This window comes from Winogradskyella sp. (assembly GCF_965228925.1).
Classification (GTDB): domain Bacteria; phylum Bacteroidota; class Bacteroidia; order Flavobacteriales; family Flavobacteriaceae; genus Winogradskyella.
The window spans coordinates 1,401,289-1,421,025 of the sequence record NZ_OZ245845.1; the positions used below are offsets into that span (position 1 = coordinate 1,401,289).

The 19,737-nt window shown below is 36.5% G+C and carries 20 protein-coding genes; all 20 read left to right on the forward strand.

From position 1 onward, the window contains the following. Positions 1–4: 4 nt before the first annotated feature. Positions 5–643 carry a cell envelope biogenesis protein OmpA gene (locus ACO052_RS05950; RefSeq protein WP_422107085.1) on the forward strand — a complete coding sequence of 213 codons (639 nt, stop codon included), beginning with the start codon at positions 5–7 and terminating at the stop codon, positions 641–643. A 17-nt stretch (positions 644–660) separates the two neighbouring features. Next, a complete protein-coding gene (locus ACO052_RS05955; RefSeq protein ID WP_422107086.1) occupies positions 661–1,302 on the forward strand; it encodes an energy transducer TonB in 642 nt (213 codons plus the stop codon). Between the two features lie 48 nt (positions 1,303–1,350). Continuing rightward, the gene (gene ruvC, locus ACO052_RS05960; RefSeq protein ID WP_422107087.1) at positions 1,351–1,905 is read left to right on the forward strand and encodes a crossover junction endodeoxyribonuclease RuvC; all 555 of its coding nucleotides are present in this window, start codon (positions 1,351–1,353) and stop codon (positions 1,903–1,905) included. A 104-nt stretch (positions 1,906–2,009) separates the two neighbouring features. Next, complete coding sequence (locus tag ACO052_RS05965) at positions 2,010–3,677, forward strand: hypothetical protein (RefSeq protein WP_422107088.1); 1,668 nt, start codon at positions 2,010–2,012, stop codon at positions 3,675–3,677. Continuing rightward, positions 3,678–4,805: a radical SAM family heme chaperone HemW gene (hemW, locus tag ACO052_RS05970; protein ID WP_422107089.1), complete on the forward strand. Its 1,128-nt coding sequence runs from the start codon at positions 3,678–3,680 to the stop codon at positions 4,803–4,805. Positions 4,806–4,869: 64 nt separating this feature from the next. Then, the gene (locus ACO052_RS05975) at positions 4,870–5,154 is read left to right on the forward strand and encodes a GIY-YIG nuclease family protein (protein ID WP_422107090.1); all 285 of its coding nucleotides are present in this window, start codon (positions 4,870–4,872) and stop codon (positions 5,152–5,154) included. Between the two features lie 42 nt (positions 5,155–5,196). Further along, positions 5,197–5,946, forward strand: coding sequence for a cyclase family protein (locus tag ACO052_RS05980; protein WP_422107091.1), 750 nt, complete (start codon positions 5,197–5,199; stop codon positions 5,944–5,946). Positions 5,947–5,987: 41 nt separating this feature from the next. Next, a complete protein-coding gene (locus ACO052_RS05985; RefSeq protein WP_422107092.1) occupies positions 5,988–6,599 on the forward strand; it encodes a DUF4230 domain-containing protein in 612 nt (203 codons plus the stop codon). Between the two features lie 91 nt (positions 6,600–6,690). Beyond that, a complete protein-coding gene (locus ACO052_RS05990) occupies positions 6,691–6,990 on the forward strand; it encodes a hypothetical protein (RefSeq protein ID WP_422107093.1) in 300 nt (99 codons plus the stop codon). Beyond that, a complete protein-coding gene (locus ACO052_RS05995; protein WP_422107094.1) occupies positions 6,987–7,688 on the forward strand; it encodes a hypothetical protein in 702 nt (233 codons plus the stop codon). Before ACO052_RS05990 ends, ACO052_RS05995 begins: the two co-directional genes overlap by 4 nt. 2 nt (positions 7,689–7,690) lie before the next feature. Next, positions 7,691–8,053 (forward strand): MmcQ/YjbR family DNA-binding protein, encoded by a 363-nt coding sequence (locus tag ACO052_RS06000; protein ID WP_422107095.1) that lies wholly within the window; start codon positions 7,691–7,693, stop codon positions 8,051–8,053. Positions 8,054–8,179: 126 nt separating this feature from the next. Continuing rightward, positions 8,180–8,590 (forward strand): response regulator, encoded by a 411-nt coding sequence (locus ACO052_RS06005; protein ID WP_422107096.1) that lies wholly within the window; start codon positions 8,180–8,182, stop codon positions 8,588–8,590. After that, entirely contained in the window at positions 8,591–9,130 is a 540-nt protein-coding gene (locus ACO052_RS06010; protein WP_422107097.1) for a heme NO-binding domain-containing protein, read from the forward strand. Between the two features lie 3 nt (positions 9,131–9,133). Beyond that, complete coding sequence (locus ACO052_RS06015; RefSeq protein WP_422107098.1) at positions 9,134–10,729, forward strand: sensor histidine kinase; 1,596 nt, start codon at positions 9,134–9,136, stop codon at positions 10,727–10,729. Next, positions 10,726–11,859, forward strand: a complete 1,134-nt coding sequence (locus ACO052_RS06020) for an FIST signal transduction protein (protein WP_422107099.1) — start codon at positions 10,726–10,728, stop codon at positions 11,857–11,859. The genes ACO052_RS06015 and ACO052_RS06020 overlap by 4 nt, the downstream gene beginning before the upstream one ends. Further along, on the forward strand, positions 11,856–12,923 hold the full coding sequence (locus tag ACO052_RS06025; RefSeq protein WP_422107100.1) for a sensor histidine kinase: 1,068 nt from the start codon (positions 11,856–11,858) through the stop codon (positions 12,921–12,923). The genes ACO052_RS06020 and ACO052_RS06025 overlap by 4 nt, the downstream gene beginning before the upstream one ends. After that, positions 12,910–13,227 carry an Hpt domain-containing protein gene (locus tag ACO052_RS06030; protein ID WP_422107101.1) on the forward strand — a complete coding sequence of 106 codons (318 nt, stop codon included), beginning with the start codon at positions 12,910–12,912 and terminating at the stop codon, positions 13,225–13,227. The genes ACO052_RS06025 and ACO052_RS06030 overlap by 14 nt, the downstream gene beginning before the upstream one ends. Before the next feature lie 9 nt (positions 13,228–13,236). After that, the gene (locus ACO052_RS06035; RefSeq protein WP_422107102.1) at positions 13,237–13,950 is read left to right on the forward strand and encodes a LytR/AlgR family response regulator transcription factor; all 714 of its coding nucleotides are present in this window, start codon (positions 13,237–13,239) and stop codon (positions 13,948–13,950) included. A gap of 361 nt (positions 13,951–14,311) precedes the next feature. After that, positions 14,312–16,915: a DUF6923 family protein gene (locus tag ACO052_RS06040; protein ID WP_422107103.1), complete on the forward strand. Its 2,604-nt coding sequence runs from the start codon at positions 14,312–14,314 to the stop codon at positions 16,913–16,915. 256 nt (positions 16,916–17,171) lie between these two features. Next, positions 17,172–19,619: a DUF4114 domain-containing protein gene (locus ACO052_RS06045; protein WP_422107104.1), complete on the forward strand. Its 2,448-nt coding sequence runs from the start codon at positions 17,172–17,174 to the stop codon at positions 19,617–19,619. Positions 19,620–19,737 lie beyond the last annotated feature (118 nt).

The window sequence follows — 19,737 nt, forward strand, 5'->3', positions numbered from 1 at the left end:
ATACATGAAGTACCATTATAGACTTTACCTCTTCATTTTAATGGCCTTTTTTATGACTTTGCCCGGTTACGGGCAATTTAAAGCAACCAGTAAATGGAAAGCACTTTTTGCGGTAGGGGTTAATTATCCCACTACAGATGGCTTTGTGGACGGCACCTATGCGAAGCCTATTAATTTTCCAACAGTAAATATTGGGATACAGCATATGTTTAAGCGCACTTATGGTGTGAAGTTAGATTATGGCTTTAATCGTTTTAGAAATGATGATGGATCACCAGAATTTAAGGTCAACTATTCGCGTATCAACGTGCAATTTGTTTTGGATCCTACAGAATACTTTGGGTTCCTGCCACGGCGATTCCGAACGATACTGCATGCAGGGCCTGGGTACAGTTTTACGACGCCATTAGGAAGTTTAGGGGATAATAAACAATCGTATTTAAATATTTTGGGAGGACTGGAGGTCCACTACGCCATAAACGAAAAAGTATCAATTTATACCGATGTGGCTTATATTTATGGGTTGACCTCATTAGACGATTATGATCCGGTGCTTAGTGGCTTGGGAGCGTTTAATGGTAGTGTGTTTAATGTCACTTTTGGATTGGCAGTGTCCTTAAGTGGCTGCCAATATTGTGATTAAGTATATCGAATAATCCAATGTGCAATTCATCAATAAATGGAATAGAATTTGAGGCTACTGGAGTCATGTATGAATCCTTAAATTTAAAAAGTATGGTTTTAAAAAGATCCAAAGCCCATCCAAAACTTAGGAGTTTATTGTTCTTGGTATGCCCTGTGTCCTTAGTGTGCAGTTTTAGTTTCGCTCAAGAAAGCGACGTAAAAACAAAATCTAAGGAACCCGCCATAGAAGGTGTAGAAATTGTTGAAAATATTGAAATATCTAGCGATCAAGAACTAGAATATATCCCTTTTGCTGTCGTAGATCATGTCCCTTATCCTTCAGAATGTAAGGGTATGGAAACAAAAGACGATAAGAGAAAATGTGCGGTTGAATTTATTCAGCAACATACGCTCAAAAAGTTCGATACAAGTTTGGGAACAACGCTGGGATTATCACCTGGGAAGAAACGAATATTTGCTAGGTTTAAGTTTGACAAGTCTGGTAAAGTCATTGATGTAGAAGCGCGCGGACCACATCCTGAAATTGAAAAAGAGGCTGTAAGAATTATAAAACTATTGCCTGATTTTATTCCAGGAGAACATCAAGGCGAGAAGGTTGATGTAAGCTATTCATTACCAATGACGTTCTTCATCTATGAAAATGAAAGGAAGAACTAAAAAAGACAGTGTGTTACTCGCTTTCTGCTGGGCATATAAGGATATTAAATGAGTAAGGAAAAAATTATATTAGGAATAGATCCAGGAACGACCATTATGGGTTTTGGTCTTATCAGAGTGGTGGGCAAGACCATGACTTTTATGCAACTCAACGAACTGCATTTAAAAAAGTATGATGACCATTATTTGAAACTAAAACTCATTTTTGAGCGTACTGTAGAACTCATCGATACGTATCACCCAGATGAAATTGCCATTGAAGCTCCTTTTTTTGGAAAAAATGTACAAAGTATGCTAAAGCTGGGAAGAGCCCAAGGTGTTGCTATGGCCGCTGGCTTGTCTCGAGAAGTACCGATTACGGAGTATTCACCTAAGAAAATAAAAATGGCCATAACAGGTAATGGTAATGCGAGTAAAGAACAGGTGGCCAAGATGTTACAAAGCCTTTTAAAACTTAAAGAACTGCCTGTAAATTTAGATTCGACCGATGGTTTGGCTGCGGCGGTCTGTCACTTTTACAATCAAGGTAAGGTTGAGCTTGGTAAAAGCTACTCAGGCTGGGCCGCTTTTGTAAAGCAAAATGAGGATAGGGTGAAAAAATAGTCCATTCGTTAATTTGTGATTCCTGCCTTGGCAGGAATCTATTCATTATGAAATATTTCAAGTTTCTTCTTATATGTATAGTCATTAATTCATGCTCAAGTTTTATGAGTGATGAAGAGTTGCAAATACGGTTTGATGAGGCGTACAAAAGCAAAGATTGGGAGAAGTCTAAAGCTCTAATTGATGAAGTTATAGAGCGTCATCCAGATAGTGTAGAAATATATTTAACAAGAGCTATTTTGAGTTCTAATTTAAAACGTAAAAATCAGAGAGAGATAACTTCGGATCTTACTATATATTTAGATAGCTTTCCTGACAATTACGTTGTTAAGACACTTCGCTTTCAATCCAATTATTTAGATTCAAAATTTGATGAAGCACTAGAAGAAATAGATCAAATAATAGCCAAAAAAGGAAGAAATCCTTATTTATTGGCGTGGAAAGGTAATATTGCATTTGCAGCAAAGAAGTATGACATAGCATTAGACAGTTACAATCAAAGGTTAAAGTTATCAGGATCTTATGAAGATTTAAGAAATACATACTACTACAGAATATTTTCAAAGTATTTTTCAGGAAATAAAGAAGGCGCTAGTTGGGATTGTGCTTTTTTACCCGATAGAGGTTTTAAAGAAGATCGTGAATTAATGCAACGAATAGAAGAAGATAAATTGGTTTTTGAAGAACTAACGAATTTTATAGTTCCGTCATCATCACTTAACAGCATCGAAGAAGCCTTAAACAATTATTGTTATGATATTGATATTTTTCAGGGAGAACGCCTGCATAGGTCCAAACTGATTGATCAGTTTTTCTATTTAGAAAAGGTTGACGATTTAAAAGAATTATTAAAAAATCCGGATGAAGTCTATGCCTTAAACCTCAGTGATTCTAATCTTAAAGAATTGCCGACAGAACTATTTGAGTTTAAAAATCTAGAGTACTTAAATCTGTCATCAAATAGATTCAGAGACAATGAAAAACTATTTGATGACCTTTCTAAGTTTCCCAATTTGATTTTTCTAGAACTGAATAGATGCTATTTAAGACGATTGCCAGACAATATTTCCAAGCTAAAAAACCTTATGATGCTTAGTCTAACCTTCAATGACTTTAGAAAAATCAATGAACATATTGGTGAACTTTCAATGCTGAAGTATTTAGATTTAGGGGCAAATGGAAAATTGAGAGAATTACCTGCGTCTATTGGAAATTTAAGGTGTTTGCAAATGTTAGATATTTCGCCGAATGGCCTAAATGGACTGAGAGATGAATTGGCCAATTGTAGCGAATTGATTAGTATCGTTGGTAATGCAGGCACTATTAAAAGATTACCAAAAGATATAGGTCGCTTAATCAATCTCAGGCATCTTAATTTAGGATCAAATCGAATTAAGGAGCTTCCAGAATCCTTTGGTGAATTGGTGGGTCTGGAAGATTTGTCCCTAGGTAGTAATGATCTTCGGGTACTGCCAAAATCATTTTCACAATTAAAGAATCTGGATTTCTGCGGTCTAGCCTATAACAGATTTAATGATTTCCCAGAGGAAGTTCTGGGTTTAGAAAACATCTTGACCTTGTGGTTACACAATAATGCGTTTAAAGCTATTCCTGATGATATCGCGGAACTTCCAAAGCTTAAATATTTGTTAGTGGACCACCAGATTATTACAGATGAAAACATTGAATCCTTAAAGCGTATTAATCCAGAGTTGAAAATTTCGCGTCATGATACGCGCAGATATGTAAGAGGACCAAAACGTAAAAACTAAATGGCTGGTATCTATATTCATATTCCCTTTTGCAAACAAGCTTGCCATTATTGCGATTTTCATTTTTCGACTTCGCTAAAGAAGAAAGACGAACTCATTCGATCACTTGCGAAAGAACTGGAGCTTCGTAAGGAGGAATTCAATACGACTTTAGTTGAAACGATTTACTTTGGCGGAGGTACACCAAGCATCTTATCTAATGACGAATTGCAGTTTTTAATGGATGCGATTTATGCTAACTATCAAGTTTCGGAGCATCCCGAAATTACTTTAGAAGCCAATCCAGATGATTTGTCTAAACATCGAATCATCGAATTATCTAAAAGTCCAATTAACCGCTTATCCATCGGTATTCAATCGTTTTTTGAAACCGATTTAAAGCTGATGAATCGCGCCCACAATGCCAAAGAAGCTAAAGCCTGTTTGGCGGAGGCTACGACGTACTTTGATAATATTTCGCTCGATCTAATCTATGGGATTCCCGGGGCGTCCGATGCGCAGTGGCTAGAAAATATTGATACTGCACTTAGTTTTAATATACCACATATATCGAGCTATGCCTTAACGGTAGAACCTAAAACAGCACTGGCGGCATTTATTAAAAAGGGTATTATTGCCGATGTTAATGACGCTCAGGCTTCCGAGCAATTTTACCTTTTAAAGGATCGACTGGAAGCTGAGGATTATGTGCATTATGAATTGTCTAATTTTGGTAAGACAGGTTATTTTAGCAAGAATAATTCGGCTTATTGGCAAGGGAAATCCTATTTGGGGATTGGCCCTTCAGCGCATTCATTTAATGGGAAACAACGCGCTTGGAATGTAAAAAATAACACCAAATACATAAAATCTATTCAAGAGCATACCTTGCCCATGGAGATAGAAACTCTCACCAAAACCGATCGCTATAACGAGTATATTATGACAGGCTTGCGTACCATTTGGGGGGTATCTTTGGTTAAGGTTGAAAACGATTTTGGTACTGTTTTTAAAACCTATCTTTTGGAGCAAGCGACTATTTTTATTAACCAACATTTGTTGTATATTGATGGAGAGCATTTGCGGGTCACTAAGAAAGGTCAATTTCTAAGTGATGGCATTGCCTCGGAGTTATTTATCCTGAACTAGTTTCAGGATCTATAGAATTGAAACTAAATCATTATTAGGACCAAAATCTATATTTAAATCTTCTATGCAAGAGGGATTTACTTATAGTCTTTCCAACAAAAACAAAACAGTATTATATGTTGGTGGGTCAAAGTTTTTAAAAGATAGAGTTGCACTTCATAAGGAGGGTAAGGCTACTAAGTTTACAAAAAGATATAATGTTAACGAGTTAGTGTATTTCGAAGAATACGCTGATTTTCATGAGGCTTTTGCTAGAGAAAAGCAAATTAAACAGTGGAAAAGAGAATGGAAATGGAATCTGATTAAAGCTATGAATCCTGACTTAAAAGACTTATATTTCGATTTATAACACGACAAAAATTAATAAGATACTGAAACAAGTTCAGCATAAATGATAGCCCAAATACAATACAATTCTAAAAAACTAAAAATAGATTTATCGCAACCTTTGGATATTTCAATTGCTACAAGAGCTGATAAGCCTAATGTTAATGCTTGGTATATTGGTCCACCCAAAATAGAGCCCGAAGTTTTTGATAATGGTGTTATAAGTGTGGCTGAAGGTGCTCCGGTTAATTTTAATACCATCACTTTTAATCCGCATTCACATGGCACCCATACCGAAACCGTTGGTCATATCACTGAGGAGAGGTATTCTATTAACAAGTACCTAAAACAATTTTTTTTCTTGGCTGAAGTCGTTACGGTTGCTCCAGAGAAATTTGGTGAGGATTATGTCATTTCAGCAAAACAACTTCAATTTGCGATAGGAAATAAAAAGCGCGACGCGTTGGTGATTAGGACCATTCCTAATACCAAAGACAAGAAATGGCGACAGTATTCGCATACCAATTGGACCTATTTTCAAGAAGATGCTATTAAACTGCTGGTAAGAAAAGGGGTTAAACATTTATTGATCGATCTGCCAAGTGTAGATCGAGAAGAGGATGGAGGTGAACTGAAAGGGCATCATACGTTTTGGAATACCCAAGGAAAAATAAGAAAAGACGCAACAATAACAGAATTAATTTACGTTTCTAACAAGATTAAAGATGGGACTTACATGCTCAATCTTCAAATAGCTTCGTTTGAAAATGACGCTACACCGAGCAAACCCATACTCTATAAATTAATAGAATAACACCTTGTGACGACGAGCTACCTTCAGGGGTCATATTAAATATGGAAACATTTTTTATAATTATCATTAGTATTCTGGTAACCTTAGGATTGGTTACTCTAGTAAGACAGTGGAAAGTCAAAAAGAAAACCAATGAACAGTCTATTGTTTTATTGGATAAAATAAAGCGCGTCTGCAAGTTTATCACAGTTGAAGGTGATTTTGCCGAAATCTATCATTACGAAGACGTTAAGGAGAAATTTTTAAAGTTAATTTCGAGTAAAAAGAAAGCTTTGGTGGTGATTAATGCCAAGGCCCATGTCGGATTTGATCTGAGCAAAGTACAGATGTCGTCAGATCTAAATTCTAAAACCGTTGTTTTATCGCATTTTCCGCAACCTGAAGTCTTGTCCATAGAGAGTAATATCAACTATTACGATAAGCAGGATGGCATGTTTAATAAGTTCGATGCCTCAGACCTTACAGAACTGCATGCACAGGCAAAAGAACATATTAGAGATAAAATCCCTGAAAGTGGCTTGTATAATGTGGCAAAACAAGAAGCTTTAGAAGCCATACTATTGATTGAAAACTTAGTCGAGACTATTGGTTGGACCTTAGATTACTCCGCCTTAAAAATTGAAGCTGGAGCGCATAAAAAGTTATTAGAATAGAATGATCGTCCCGTATAATAAAAAACGCTTAAAATTAAATCTCTATCTAGCTGTGGTTTGGTTGATGCTAGGTGTTTTTCAAATGTTCTTAATGAAGGATCAACCCTGGCTAGGCTTGGGTTGGATAGCTTTATCTATGATCTATCTGGCTATTTTTATGTATCGAAAAAAAAATCACTACATCACTATTAGTCCAGAGTTTGTTAAACAAAATTGGCCATTTGGTAAGAAACTTAAGGTGGTGGAAATAGTAGATATCAGGTACTTCTCTCAAGATTATATAGTTAAAACAAACTCAGAAGAGCTAAGAATCAATACCAACCTAATAGACGAGGCATCGCTTGATGCTTTAAAAGATATGTTGTTGAACATCAATGTTAATAAAAAATGAGCGCTGATAATAAAAGGCTTTCAAAATTCTTTAAAGATAATTGGGTCATTACCTTGTTTTCGACCATGTTTGGTGTTATTGCGGGTTTGTATCTCACCGACTATTATGAGGATCAACAACTCAACAGATCAAAGCTTAGTGCTTTGGAAATGGTAAAACAGGAGATCGCCAACAATAAAGAAACACTTTCAACCTATGATTCGATTTGCAGATCCATATATGATAAATCGTCCTATGTGTTTTCAAAAATGAATACAAATAAAGAAATTTTTGTATCCAAGGATTCTGTTGAGGTGTTTAAAAGTAAGTCTGATGGGATAATTGAAGATTTAGAATTCGAATCAAGCTCAACATATACCGATAAACTACGGGTTAGAGGAGATATGAATATGTTTGTGGGGTCTAAATTGGCCTTAGTAGATTTAAATGATGTGATTTGGAAATCTTATAAGCAAACCAATTACGTCAATGTGACGGACTTTAGTTGTATCACGTCGATTGAGGAGCTTTATCAGTTTCAAACGAAAAATAATGCAACCAATAGCGATTGGATGGATTATTTAATGCAGGGCCATTTTTTACGGGGCGAAGAGGAGTTGGCCGAATTTATGTTTAAGTGGGTCAAAGCTTTAGAGATGAACGAAATCCTCCTCAATGCCTATAACAATATAGAAGTGATATTTGAAGATTGTAAATAGAAATGAACATTGAAGATTACAGAAATTACTGCATGTCTAAAAGGGAAGTAACAGAACATTTTCCTTTTGATAATGATACCCTTGTTTTTAAGGTGTGCAACAAAATGTTTGCCTTGGCTTCATTAAAACGCTGGGAAGAAGGGGATGCATTTATTAATTTAAAATGCAATCCCGAGTATGCGCAAGAACTAAGGGCGGACTACGATAGTATAAAGCCCGGTTACCATATGCATAAGCAGCAATGGAATAGTGTCTATATACACACGGGAGAGTTACCACCAAAACTCATCTTGGAACTGATAGACCATTCCTACGATATGGTCGTTAAAGGTTTACCGAAAAAAGTGCGGGATACTTTAAAATAACTAAAAAGCCATTCATCTACACTTAACTACCATTCATCTACACTTAATTTCAAATAAGCGAAAATTAAATAAAGAAATTTTGTTTTTCGCCTATTTTGCATTACCCCTTAATTAATAAGTATAACGATGAAAAACCTTAAGATTTTATTAATAGAAGATGATATGATTGAAGTCATGAAGCTTAAAAGAGCAACAGCATCATTAGAACTCAATCATCATATTTCTGAAGCCAATAATGGTGAAGATGCCCTGAAATTGCTAGAACAAAAAGACAATTTGCCAGATATTATTTTATTAGACCTAAATATGCCGAAAATTAATGGGATAGAATTTCTCAAAATACTGAAGGCAGATGAAAGATTGAGATATATTCCTACTATTATTTTAACCACATCAAATAACCAGCGTGATTTATTGGAATGCTTTAAGATAGGAATTGCTGGTTACATACTAAAACCCTTAAAATATGAGGATTACGTTTCTAAAATTGAAAAATTATTTGCATATTGGAGCGTCAATGAATTAATTACCGTATAAATGAAGGGAATCATCTTTACAGAATTTTTAGAACTCGTAGAAGAAAAGTTTGGTTTAACAATGGTTGATAAAATTATCAGTCAATCCGAGTTAGATTCGGGAGGCATTTATACCTCCGTTGGGACTTATGAGTTTTCTGAGATGTTACAACTTATTACACATCTTAGTAACAATACAGATATTTCTGTCGATGATTTATTAATGGTGTATTCAGAGCATTTGTTCGCTGCATTGATTAAGTCACATCCAGATTTGGTCAGTCATTACAAAGACCCCATGGATTTGCTGGCGTCTATAGAAAATCATATTCATGTTGAGGTTAAAAAGATTTACCCCGAAGCCCAATTACCGACCTTTGACTTAGAGGAACGAACGGAAACAAAAATGGTGTTGATCTACAAATCTGATAAAGCGTTATATGTACTTGGAAAAGGCCTAATGTTAGAAACGTTCAAACTTTTTAAAGTACCTGTAGATATCACTTTTGAAAAGCTAAATGAAGAGGGCACAGAGGTGCGATTTGTTATCAACAAACGCTAATGAATGAGTCAAGAAGAAGTAGACATCCTAAAAAGGGCCTTAGCGCGCGAACGTGCAGCTAGAAAGGCGGCTGAAAAGATTCTGGAGGAAAAATCAGCAGAACTTTTCGAAGTCAATAAAAAACTTGAAGAATCTCATGCCGAGCTCACAGTACTTTACAATAAAACATCTTCGCAACTTCAAGGGGTCTTTGAAAATATTGTAGACGCCTACGTCATCATGGATTTGTGGGGAAATATTCTTAAAATGAATGAAGCTGCTGTTGCCTTGTTGGATTTTAAGACGGTTCATGATGAAGCAAATCTAATTACCCTAGTAGACCCAAAAGAAGTAGATAAAGTAGAGCCCGCGTTTAAACAACTCTTTGAAGAAGGCTCGATTACTGATTTTAAAATAAAAATTCGAACCCAACAGAACGTTTCAAAATATGTGCATATCAATGCCAGTATCATCTATGAGGATGGTAGGGCGGTTGCTGCACAAGGTATTGTAAGGGATATCACATTAGAAAATGAATACCAGCGTGCTATTGAGACAGAACGCGAAAAGTATGTAGGTATCATAGCCAATATGAATCTCGGCTTGGTTGAAGTTAATAACGACGATGTTATTCAGATGGTCAATCAAAGTTTTGTGGAAATGTCTGGTTATAATAAAGACGAACTCATAGGAAGCAAAGGGGGTGAGCTTCTTATAGCTGACAAGTCTTCTACAATTATTCAAAAAGAGAATCAGAAGCGCCAAAATGGGGAGTCTAATTCCTATGAATTGGTTGTAAAAAACAAAGCTGGTGACATAAGGCATTGGCTTATTAGTGGCGCACCAAACTATGACCTTAAAGGAAACGTTACAGGGTCTATCGGGATACATTTAGATATTACAGCGCTAAAGAATCTCGAGTTCCAAAAAGAAAAGCTGCTTCAAAAGCTTGAAAAGAGTAATGATGAGTTACAAGAATATGCACATATCGTATCGCACGATTTAAAATCTCCATTGCGAAGTATTGATGCTTTGGTGAGTTGGTTAAAGGAAGATAATAAGGATAAATTAGATGCGACAAGTCGTCAAAATCTAGATCTTATTCAAACGACCTTGGAAAAAATGGAACAATTGATTTCTGATGTTTTAAACTATTCCAGTGTTTCGGTAGATAATAGCGAAAACGTGGAGGTCAATCTTCATACTATTGTAGAAGACTTAATCCAAATATTATATATACCAGATCATATAACAGTAAGTATAGTCAAGAAGCTACCAAGGGTTTATGGCGATAAAACCAAACTACAACAGCTATTTCAAAACCTTATAGGTAATGCCATTAAATTTATTGATAAAGACGAAGGAAAAGTTGAAGTTTCAGTAAAGGATTTACCTAATTACTATGAGTTTTCCGTTAGTGATAATGGTATTGGTATAGATAAGCAGTTTTATGATAAGATTTTTAAGATTTTTCATTCACTAAATAAAAGCAAAGATTCTTCAGGGATTGGATTGTCAATAGTTAAAAAGATTGTTAATCTCCATGATGGCCAAATCTGGTTGGAGAGTGAACTGGGTAAAGGAACAACGTTTTACTTCACCTTAAAAAAGCAAAAATGAAAACAGTACAGCTGAAAAAAGAAACTAATACAGAGTGGCAATATGTGTCCGAGGCTAGAGAACTTAACGAACCTTTGGTACTAGTATTCGGGAATAGATACTTGTTAGAAGATGAAACGATTTACGATGAAGTGCGAAAAAAATTTCCGGACGGACATATTGTTTTTGGGTCAACAAGTGGGGATATAACGGCAGATTATGTCAGCGATGATAGCATAACCATTACGGCTATAGAATTTGAAAGAACGGCTTTTGAAATTAAAACAAGTAATGTCTTAAATTCAGATTTAGATAGTTTTAAAACAGGAAAAGACTTGGTAAATCAGTTCGCTAAGGAGGGTCTAAAACATGTTTTTGTAGTGTCTGAAGGAAGCTTTATAAACGGGAGTGAACTCACGAAAGGTATGAATGATGCCACTGACGAGGCTTTATTGATAACCGGAGGGCTTTGTGGGGATGCAGCACGCTTTGAGAAAACTTTGGCTGCCTATAACGAAAATCCCAAACCAGGTGAAATTGTAGCCATAGGGTTTTATGGGGATACTTTTGAAGCCTCTTTTGCCATACATGGCGGTTGGACGCCCTTTGGACCAGAACGTATCGTGACGAAGTCCGAGTCTAATGTATTATACGAGTTAGATGACCAACCGGCTTTGGATCTTTATAAGAAGTACCTAGGGGATAAATCTAAAGAGCTCCCTGGCGCGGCGCTCTTATACCCATTAAATGTAAAGTCCGAAGATGAACAACAATCTTTTGTCCGAACGATTTTAAATATCGATGAAGAAAAAAACACAATGATTCTTGCTGGCGATATTCCTGAGAATTCTAAGGTGCAATTAATGATGACTAATGTAGACAATATTGCAAATGCATCAGAACTGGCCGCAAAGCAAGCATTAGAAAAAAGACGTTCCCAACCACAATTGGCTTTATTAGTGAGTTGTATCGGAAGAAAACTGGTTCTAGATCAACGTGTTGAAGAAGAGATCGAAGAAGTGGTGTCGATCATAGGCACAGAGACTACGGTTTGTGGATTTTACTCGTATGGTGAAATAGCCCCATTTAATTTGGAGATTAATTGCCAACTTCACAACCAAACCATGACCATAACGTTAATAAGTGAATGATGAATTCCCTTTTAAAACGTCAAATAAGAAAATACCTTACCGAGGATCTAAAATCTAATACAGACTTAGAACAGTTTTTAGATGCGGTAGATAGGTCTTATACAAATTTCAATGAGCAGTTTGCCATGCAACAGCGTGCAATGACCATTAGTTCGGAAGAGCTATTCAATGCAAATCAGCAGTTAAAGAGTGAAGCAAACGCCCAAAAAGAGGTGATTGATAAATTGAAACATGTCATTGAAACCCTGAAGTTTTATAATTTACCAGAACATCAAGAGACCGATAACATGGATTTGGATGGTTCTAAGTTGGTAGATTTTATTGATAATCAAACCAAGGAGATTGTAGCTATAAATAAGCAAAGGGAAAAACTATTAGATGAATTGGCTTATCAAAACCAAGAGTTAAGTGATTATGCCCATATGGTATCTCACGACCTAAAGTCTCCATTGCGCAGTATAGATACGTTAACGGCTTGGTTAAAAGAAGATTATAAGGATAAATTAGATAAAAAAGGACAAGACAATCTAAATCTCATTAGAAGTAGCGTTGAAAAAATGGATACACTTATCAATGGTATTTTAGATTACTCTACCATTGGTAAGACCAGCTTTGAGGTCTATGATGTAGATACCAATATCCTCATTGATGATGTTCTAAAGATGATTGAAGTACCAAATCATATAGATATCATTAAACCCAAATTGCCCACGATTAAAGGCGATAAATACAGGCTTCAGCAACTATTTCAAAATTTAATTAGTAATGCAATTGCTTATAATGATAAAGAAAAGGGGAAGATTGAAATAGGGGTTTCTGATGAAGATAACCATTGGCAGTTTTATATAAAAGACAATGGAAAGGGTATTGATGAGGTATACTTTGAAAAGATTTTTAAAACCTTCCAAAAATTGGAAAACAATCAAGAATCTACAGGTATTGGTTTGTCAATTGTAAAAAAGATCGTTGATCTCTACGGTGGCAAAATTTGGTTAACATCAGATTTAGGAAAGGGGACCACCTTTTATTTTACCTTAAAAAAACAGCCTCATGGAGCAACCTAATTTATCGTATATAGAAAGCATGTCCGGTGGCGATAAGGTCTTTGAACAAAAACTCATAGACATCATACAAAAAGAATTTCCGGAAGAAAAGCAGGTTTACTATGACAATATCGCAGCCAATAATTTTAAAGCAGCGGCGGAAAACGTACATAAACTTAAACATAAAATTAGTATTTTAGGTCTCGTAAAGAGTTATGAAGTTGCTGTAAATTATGAGCATCATCTCATAGAAGGAAGCAAAGAAGGACAAGATGCGTTTGAAGCTATTTTACAAAACATGACTGATTTTTTAAAGACCCTATAAGCCTATTTTATGAATTGCATTATTATTGATGACGAAGCCACAGCAAGAGCTATTATTGAACAATTATGTAGCAATGTACCAAGCTTAACTGTTTTAGAGGAGTTTCCCAATGCAATTCAGGCCATTAAGTACCTAAACCAGAATCCCGTCGATCTTATCTTTTTGGATATTCATATGCCTGATTTTACGGGCTTCGATTTTATTGAGACCATCAAGAATCCACCAAAAATTGTATTAACGACATCAGATGCCAATTTTGCTATTCAAGCCTTTGAATATGACTGTATCGTAGACTATTTGGTAAAGCCAATCACACCAGAGCGCTTTCAAAAGGCTATTCTAAAAGCAGAATCTTCACCTGTTAGCGCATCTCCTAGTTCAGATGCTTCAGAATCTGTTGAGACGACTTCGGGTAACGATTTGTATGTCAATATTGATAGACGATTAATCAAGATTGATATTCCAAGCATTTACTTGGTTGAAGCCAAAGGGGATTATATTTTGATAAAGACCGAAGATAAAAACTACACCGTACACTCAACACTAAAAAAAATAGAAGAGAAATTACCAGACAGTCTATTTTTAAAAATTCATCGTTCTTATATTATCAATGTGCAGAAGATTATCGATATAGAAGACAATAGTGTTCTGATTAAAAAGGATGTAATTCCTGTGAGCCGATCCAACCGCCCCGAGTTAATGAAGCGCCTCAATTTGTTATAAAAAACCCACTGTCATTCTGAGGGAAGACTAATCAAGCATTTTTATCTATCTATATACAATTCATCGGTTTAATACCGTTATCTAACGCTTCAATGTGTTTAATCAACGAATTTCAAGGTCTTTACAGAAATAGTCTATCTATCTTTGAATCAGATTCATGAGTAGGTTTAAAGATTGAATTCATAGCGCAGCAAGGCAGTAGAGTTTTCTACTGCCTTTTTTTAACCGGCTTTAGAACATCAAAAAACCATTCGTCGACACTAAACGGTGTCTTAACGTTAGTCATCTCAGGTCAATCGAAAATCCCTAAAAAAGCTGCAACGACATGGTAGATTTGTTTCAGAATTTAAAATGAAACCATATGAAAACCCAACTTTACACTTTAAAAAAGCAACTATTTCTAATCGTAGTATTAGTGATCAGTTTTAATAGTATCGCACAAGAGGATATTCCTTTTAATTGCGATTATAACGCTTACTTGTTTCAGTTTAATGATGTTTATGCTGTAGATTTAGCCTCTGGTAACTCCTATTTGGTATATGAAAACGTCACCGAAGCGTCTATCAATGCCGCCGCCTATAATCCTGCAGATGGATTTATTTGGGGCTCACTAAAAGGTTCTAAAGACATTGTGAGAATAGGTAAGAATTTTACAACGTCAATTCACTATGTACCGGAACTTCCAAATTACAATCGTTATATTGGTGGGATTAGTGCGGAAGGCATGTACTACTTAAAAGGAAGTGGTACAACGTACTTTAAGATTGATTTAGACCCCGAGTCACCAAATTATGTACAACACAACGCAACGGAGACTTTGTCTCTAAATATAAATATTCATGATTGGGCTTTCAATGCTGTAGATGGGCAGTTATATACCGTAGAAAAGAACTCCAACAAATTATATAGAATTAATCCTGATAATGGTCAGGTAACATCCCTGGGTATTGTACCAATCTTAGATGGTAACAATTATACCTATGGTGCTGTGTATTTTGATGCTGATGGACGTTTTTATATTTCCGCTAATCAGACAGGAACCATTTACGTGATTCAAAATGTACAAACAGTGAACACGTCTGCAGATATGGATTCTAACTTATTTGCATTCGGACCGTCTAGTTCTAGTAATGATGGTGCACGTTGCCCAACGGCTCCAGTACCTCAAGAAATTTGTGATAATGGAATCGATGATGATGGTGATGGTTTAATCGATTGTGAAGACCCTTCATGTTCTGGTTATGGATCTTGCGACGTGATTGAGCCGCCGACTTCTGGAGGTAATGATGGAGGGTTGGAAAGTAATAATCGCTTATCTGAGCAAATTAACCAACGCAACTTCAACAGAGCCAAAACCGGTTATACCTTCGATAGATCGATGGCACCAAAAGTAAAGCGCAAGTTAAGCTATGCACAGCCTAAGAACAATAACAATTTTAGTTTGCAAGACTTTATACCTTTGGAGGTTATTGGAGAAACAGAAGCTATTGAATCTACCCCAGCGGACTTGGTCAATATTACCAATGCTACTGAAATCTATGCCGTAGATTATATGAACTTGGGTACACCAATAGCAACTATTTTAGCATTGAAAACCGAAGACGGTGTCTATGAACATACCAAGTATATCTGTGATCGTTTATTGGGGGCAGAGTTAATTTCGGTAAATACCATAACGATTAATGAGCAGGCCTTTATCAAGTCAATCATTAAAAATGTGGATGGTACTTACGAATTTGTATTGAGCTTATCGGCTAAAGTGGTCAATAATGACGAGAACTTTGCGATAGAAAGCCACTGGAATCTAGATCAGTATGAAGATAATACGACCTTCTATAATTTTCAGATATGGGCCAATACAGTAGATGATTTATATCTATTAGGTGAAGAGGTGTTGAATTTATTGGATATAGAAAAGCCCATTACCGAGTACAACAACTCAACAGCACCAACGGTATTTGTAAGAAAAGGACAATATGTTAATGGAGGTTTGGATTTACAGATCGTCAATACCAATGGCACTGAGTCTATAACATTAGACGCAGGATATAGAACTACGGAAACAACAACATTTAATACACTCAATTCTACCATAGACTTGAACGGCAACTACATCACCAATCTCACCGTGGAGACAGGACGTTTGTTTGATATAGGATTTAGGATTGGTGATGGCATTGCCACACCAGATGATCTGTTTATGTCTGATGGGCCTTGGGGTATTGATGACTCTCAAGAGGGTACAACCGTTGGACTCTATAATGTGACCGAGAACGACTTTGATTTTGAGGCTACGGATTACCCTATAGAGCGCAATGTCGCATTAAGAGCAACAACCAATACCTATGTGGCAGCATACAGAGCGTTGACACCACGTTTTAAAGCGGTAGACCTCACCGGTTACAATAGCTTGAAGCTCAGTGCATCGGGTACGGGTAACTTAGAGATTGCTTTTGTAAAGCAAAGCATTACGAACTGGGAGGATCAGTATAAAATGACGATTGCATTGAACAATACACCGCAAGAGTTTGTATTGCCGCTGGCCGATTTTATGAGTGCTAATGACATAGATCCTGTATTGGATGATGTCGTGACTATCGTCTTTACGATGGCCTCTGAAGATGGTACGATGAGTTCTAAAATGATGAATTTAGACAACTTAAGATTGTCACAAGACAGTGCCTTATCCATCGATGAGTTCGATACGGCAACCAATACCTTAGGTGCTTATCCTAATCCGATGAGTTCACAAGCTACCATAACTTTTAGTATGGCACAAAATGAAACGGTTCAGTTTGTAGTCTATGACCAGTTAGGCAAGCAAGTGTATAACACAACCTATGACGCTGTAGCAGGTAAAAACAGTATTACCTTTAATAGAGGTCATTTAAGCACAGGCTTATACTTCTGTAAAATTGGTAGTACTCAGCAAGAGTTTAACCCCTTAAAACTGATTATTAATTAACCCTAATTATTGACTAACTTGGTAAAGGCAAAAGCGAACGCTTTTGCCTTTTTTTTGTTATTCAGACACCGAGTAGAGCGAGATGGAAGCATCTAGAAGTTTTTACCTTTTGTTTTTATATAAGCCAATCAAAAAAGCACATAAAACCATTCATCGAAGCTAAAAAGCTGCCTATCTACATTAGTCTAATGTCAATCGAAAATAAAAAAAGAAGCGCTTTGTAAGGCCTAGTTTTACAGTATAAAAACAAGAAATCATGAAAATTAAATTACTACTTTTTTGTTCGATAGTAACAATAGCAATTTCAGCTCAGAATTATCAATTTCTGGGCGACTTTACATCAAACGGAACACCGTTGTACTTAGAAAACCCCGGTGATACCGTTTCTGGAGAAACATTACAAATGATTGATAACTCGCTTCCAGAGAGTTATCCAGTACCAGACTACAATCCACATTATATTTCCTCTGGATACGATACAGATGTGCAACTTGATAGCATGGCAGATGTTTGGGTCACCTTTGTGAGTGAAGGCGCAGGATATAGAAATGTATTGGGTTTCTATACTTATGATATTAATAATCCGCCAACTACGGCCCCGCAACCAGAAGATATTACTATTATTTTCCCCAATGCATCTGCTTTATATAGTGGAGGTGGCTTACAGGCTGGAGACAAGGTAAAGCTTGGTACATTTTCTGCAGGCACAGGAATAGGTTGGGTGTTACTGGCAAATGCTTGGAGTTCATCTACAAGTAGCGTAGGTTATGGTCATTGGCAGTTATATTCTAATCCAGATTATAATCCAGAATCAGAAGAATCCTTACGGTATCATAATGTCCTTTTAAATGACCCAGATAACGAACGCATTATTTTAGGTTTTGAAGATATAAGAAGAGACTATGCGTCTTGTGATAACGATTTTAACGATGCCATTTTCTATGTCACGGCCAATCCTTATACGGCTTTAAGAACAGTAAATTATGCTGATGTTAGTAGCGCAACCGATGTTACCTCAGGGAATGATGGTGGATTGGAGAGTAATGGTGACCTGGCAAGCTTAATAGCCAAGAGAAACTTTAACCGTACAAAAACAAATAGTGTACGCAATCAAAAAAATAAACAATCCAAGTTTTTAAGACTTCAGGGCTTATCGTCCAAAACTTCAAATGTGCAAGGGCTAGAATCTTATTTACCAGAAACAGGTATGTATGGTAACGAAACGGCCTATATCTCCAGTCCAGAAGATTTAATTGGTATTACCAATGCTACGGAAGTGTTTTCACTCGATATGTACAACGAGAGTACTAGAGTTTCTGCGGTTTTGGCAACTGCAACACAAAGCGCAGTTTACGATCACTCTAAGGTGATTTGCGATAGACTTAACAGCTCTAGCTTAGAAGATGTAAGAACTGTAAAGGTTCGAGGACACCAAATCATTAGTGCAAAAATTTTAAGAGCCACAGGTGAAATGGAATATACCCTAAGTTTTTCTGTAAAATTAGGAGATGGGCAGAATGAATTATTCAGTTTTTGGAATATAGAGCAATATCCTGAAGGGGATTACTACAATTTTCAGATTTGGGGCAGCTCATTATCACAGGTCTTTTCTATTGGGAATCATATTATTGATACACTTACTGAAGAAAAACCTCTGGTAAGTACTACAGTTAACGATGTTATACCCATGGTTTTTGTAAAATCAGGGACCTACAGTCAAGGTGAACTTCAACTTAATATCATAAACAAAATCAATGCAACAGCCTTAAATTTTAATGCTAATATCGCTCCAACAGAAACCACAGCCTATTATAGCGACTCACAGACAATAGCACTGTCTGGAGATTGGAACGAAAGCATTACTATAGCAACAGGCAGTTTGTTTGATGTTGGTTTTTCGCTTCAAGTAGCAGGTTTTGGACAGCAAGATGCTTTGTATTTAGCCGATGGTCCTTGGGGCGTAGATTATAACGCACACTACGCCGAGATCCATAGTTTTAATGTCGCTATCGAACCAATAAGTTACGATGATGAACTTTACGAGGTTGAACGTCAGCCTACAGTTTCAGGGATGGTTACCGGGAATGTAAATCTATTCAGACATGTACTGCCAGGCGACCAAACCTTAGACGTCACCAATTTTGAAGCGATTCAGTTCTATATGACCAGCGATACGCCTATTGAAGTAGTGCTTATGCCAGAACATTTAGAGGATTGGAATAACCGTCTACGCTATACCATACCAGCGAATATTGAAACTACTTTTTATAGCATTTCCTTTGATGAATTTGTAAATGCTAATGGACAAAGTGGAACAATTGCGGATGTTAAAACAATCGTGTTTTCGGTAATTGGCGATTATGCGAATTCCATACCGTTTAACTTGGGAGTTTCGGAAGTGGCTTTTAGTACAAACCAGAGTTTAGGTATTCATACCTTTGGAGTTGAAGACCCTACCTTGGGCGCTTACCCCAATCCTATGAGATCTCAAACCACCTTGACCTTTAGGATGGCACAAAATGAAACGGTTCAGTTTGTGGTCTACGACCAGTTAGGGAAACAAGTATACCATAAAAGCTATGATGCCGTAGCAGGTAAGAACAGTATGACCTTTAATAAAGGTCATTTAAGCACAGGTTTATACTTCTGTAAAATTGGTAGTGCTCAGCATGAGTTTGATGCCTTAAAACTGATTATTAATTAACCTTTTTAATAGCAATTTGATAAAGGCAAAAGCGCACGCTTTTGCCTTTTGTTTTTATGTCATTCAGAGCGGCTTGTTCAACGTAACTTCTCGGCTGTCGTAGCCAAAGCTACTATAG

Excerpts from the sequence above, each read along its gene's own strand:
- ACO052_RS05950 (WP_422107085.1), top strand. The coding sequence starts at position 5 with ATGAAGTACCATTATAGACTTTACCTCTTCATTTTAATGGCCTTTTTT.
- ACO052_RS05955 (WP_422107086.1), top strand. The coding sequence starts at position 661 with ATGTGCAATTCATCAATAAATGGAATAGAATTTGAGGCTACTGGAGTC.
- ruvC (WP_422107087.1), top strand. The coding sequence starts at position 1,351 with ATGAGTAAGGAAAAAATTATATTAGGAATAGATCCAGGAACGACCATT.
- ACO052_RS05965 (WP_422107088.1), top strand. The coding sequence starts at position 2,010 with ATGAGTGATGAAGAGTTGCAAATACGGTTTGATGAGGCGTACAAAAGC.
- hemW (WP_422107089.1), top strand. The coding sequence starts at position 3,678 with ATGGCTGGTATCTATATTCATATTCCCTTTTGCAAACAAGCTTGCCAT.
- ACO052_RS05975 (WP_422107090.1), top strand. The coding sequence starts at position 4,870 with ATGCAAGAGGGATTTACTTATAGTCTTTCCAACAAAAACAAAACAGTA.
- ACO052_RS05980 (WP_422107091.1), top strand. The coding sequence starts at position 5,197 with ATGATAGCCCAAATACAATACAATTCTAAAAAACTAAAAATAGATTTA.
- ACO052_RS05985 (WP_422107092.1), top strand. The coding sequence starts at position 5,988 with ATGGAAACATTTTTTATAATTATCATTAGTATTCTGGTAACCTTAGGA.
- ACO052_RS05990 (WP_422107093.1), top strand. The coding sequence starts at position 6,691 with ATGAAGGATCAACCCTGGCTAGGCTTGGGTTGGATAGCTTTATCTATG.
- ACO052_RS05995 (WP_422107094.1), top strand. The coding sequence starts at position 6,987 with ATGAGCGCTGATAATAAAAGGCTTTCAAAATTCTTTAAAGATAATTGG.
- ACO052_RS06000 (WP_422107095.1), top strand. The coding sequence starts at position 7,691 with ATGAACATTGAAGATTACAGAAATTACTGCATGTCTAAAAGGGAAGTA.
- ACO052_RS06005 (WP_422107096.1), top strand. The coding sequence starts at position 8,180 with ATGAAAAACCTTAAGATTTTATTAATAGAAGATGATATGATTGAAGTC.
- ACO052_RS06010 (WP_422107097.1), top strand. The coding sequence starts at position 8,591 with ATGAAGGGAATCATCTTTACAGAATTTTTAGAACTCGTAGAAGAAAAG.
- ACO052_RS06015 (WP_422107098.1), top strand. The coding sequence starts at position 9,134 with ATGAGTCAAGAAGAAGTAGACATCCTAAAAAGGGCCTTAGCGCGCGAA.
- ACO052_RS06020 (WP_422107099.1), top strand. The coding sequence starts at position 10,726 with ATGAAAACAGTACAGCTGAAAAAAGAAACTAATACAGAGTGGCAATAT.
- ACO052_RS06025 (WP_422107100.1), top strand. The coding sequence starts at position 11,856 with ATGATGAATTCCCTTTTAAAACGTCAAATAAGAAAATACCTTACCGAG.
- ACO052_RS06030 (WP_422107101.1), top strand. The coding sequence starts at position 12,910 with ATGGAGCAACCTAATTTATCGTATATAGAAAGCATGTCCGGTGGCGAT.
- ACO052_RS06035 (WP_422107102.1), top strand. The coding sequence starts at position 13,237 with ATGAATTGCATTATTATTGATGACGAAGCCACAGCAAGAGCTATTATT.
- ACO052_RS06040 (WP_422107103.1), top strand. The coding sequence starts at position 14,312 with ATGAAAACCCAACTTTACACTTTAAAAAAGCAACTATTTCTAATCGTA.
- ACO052_RS06045 (WP_422107104.1), top strand. The coding sequence starts at position 17,172 with ATGAAAATTAAATTACTACTTTTTTGTTCGATAGTAACAATAGCAATT.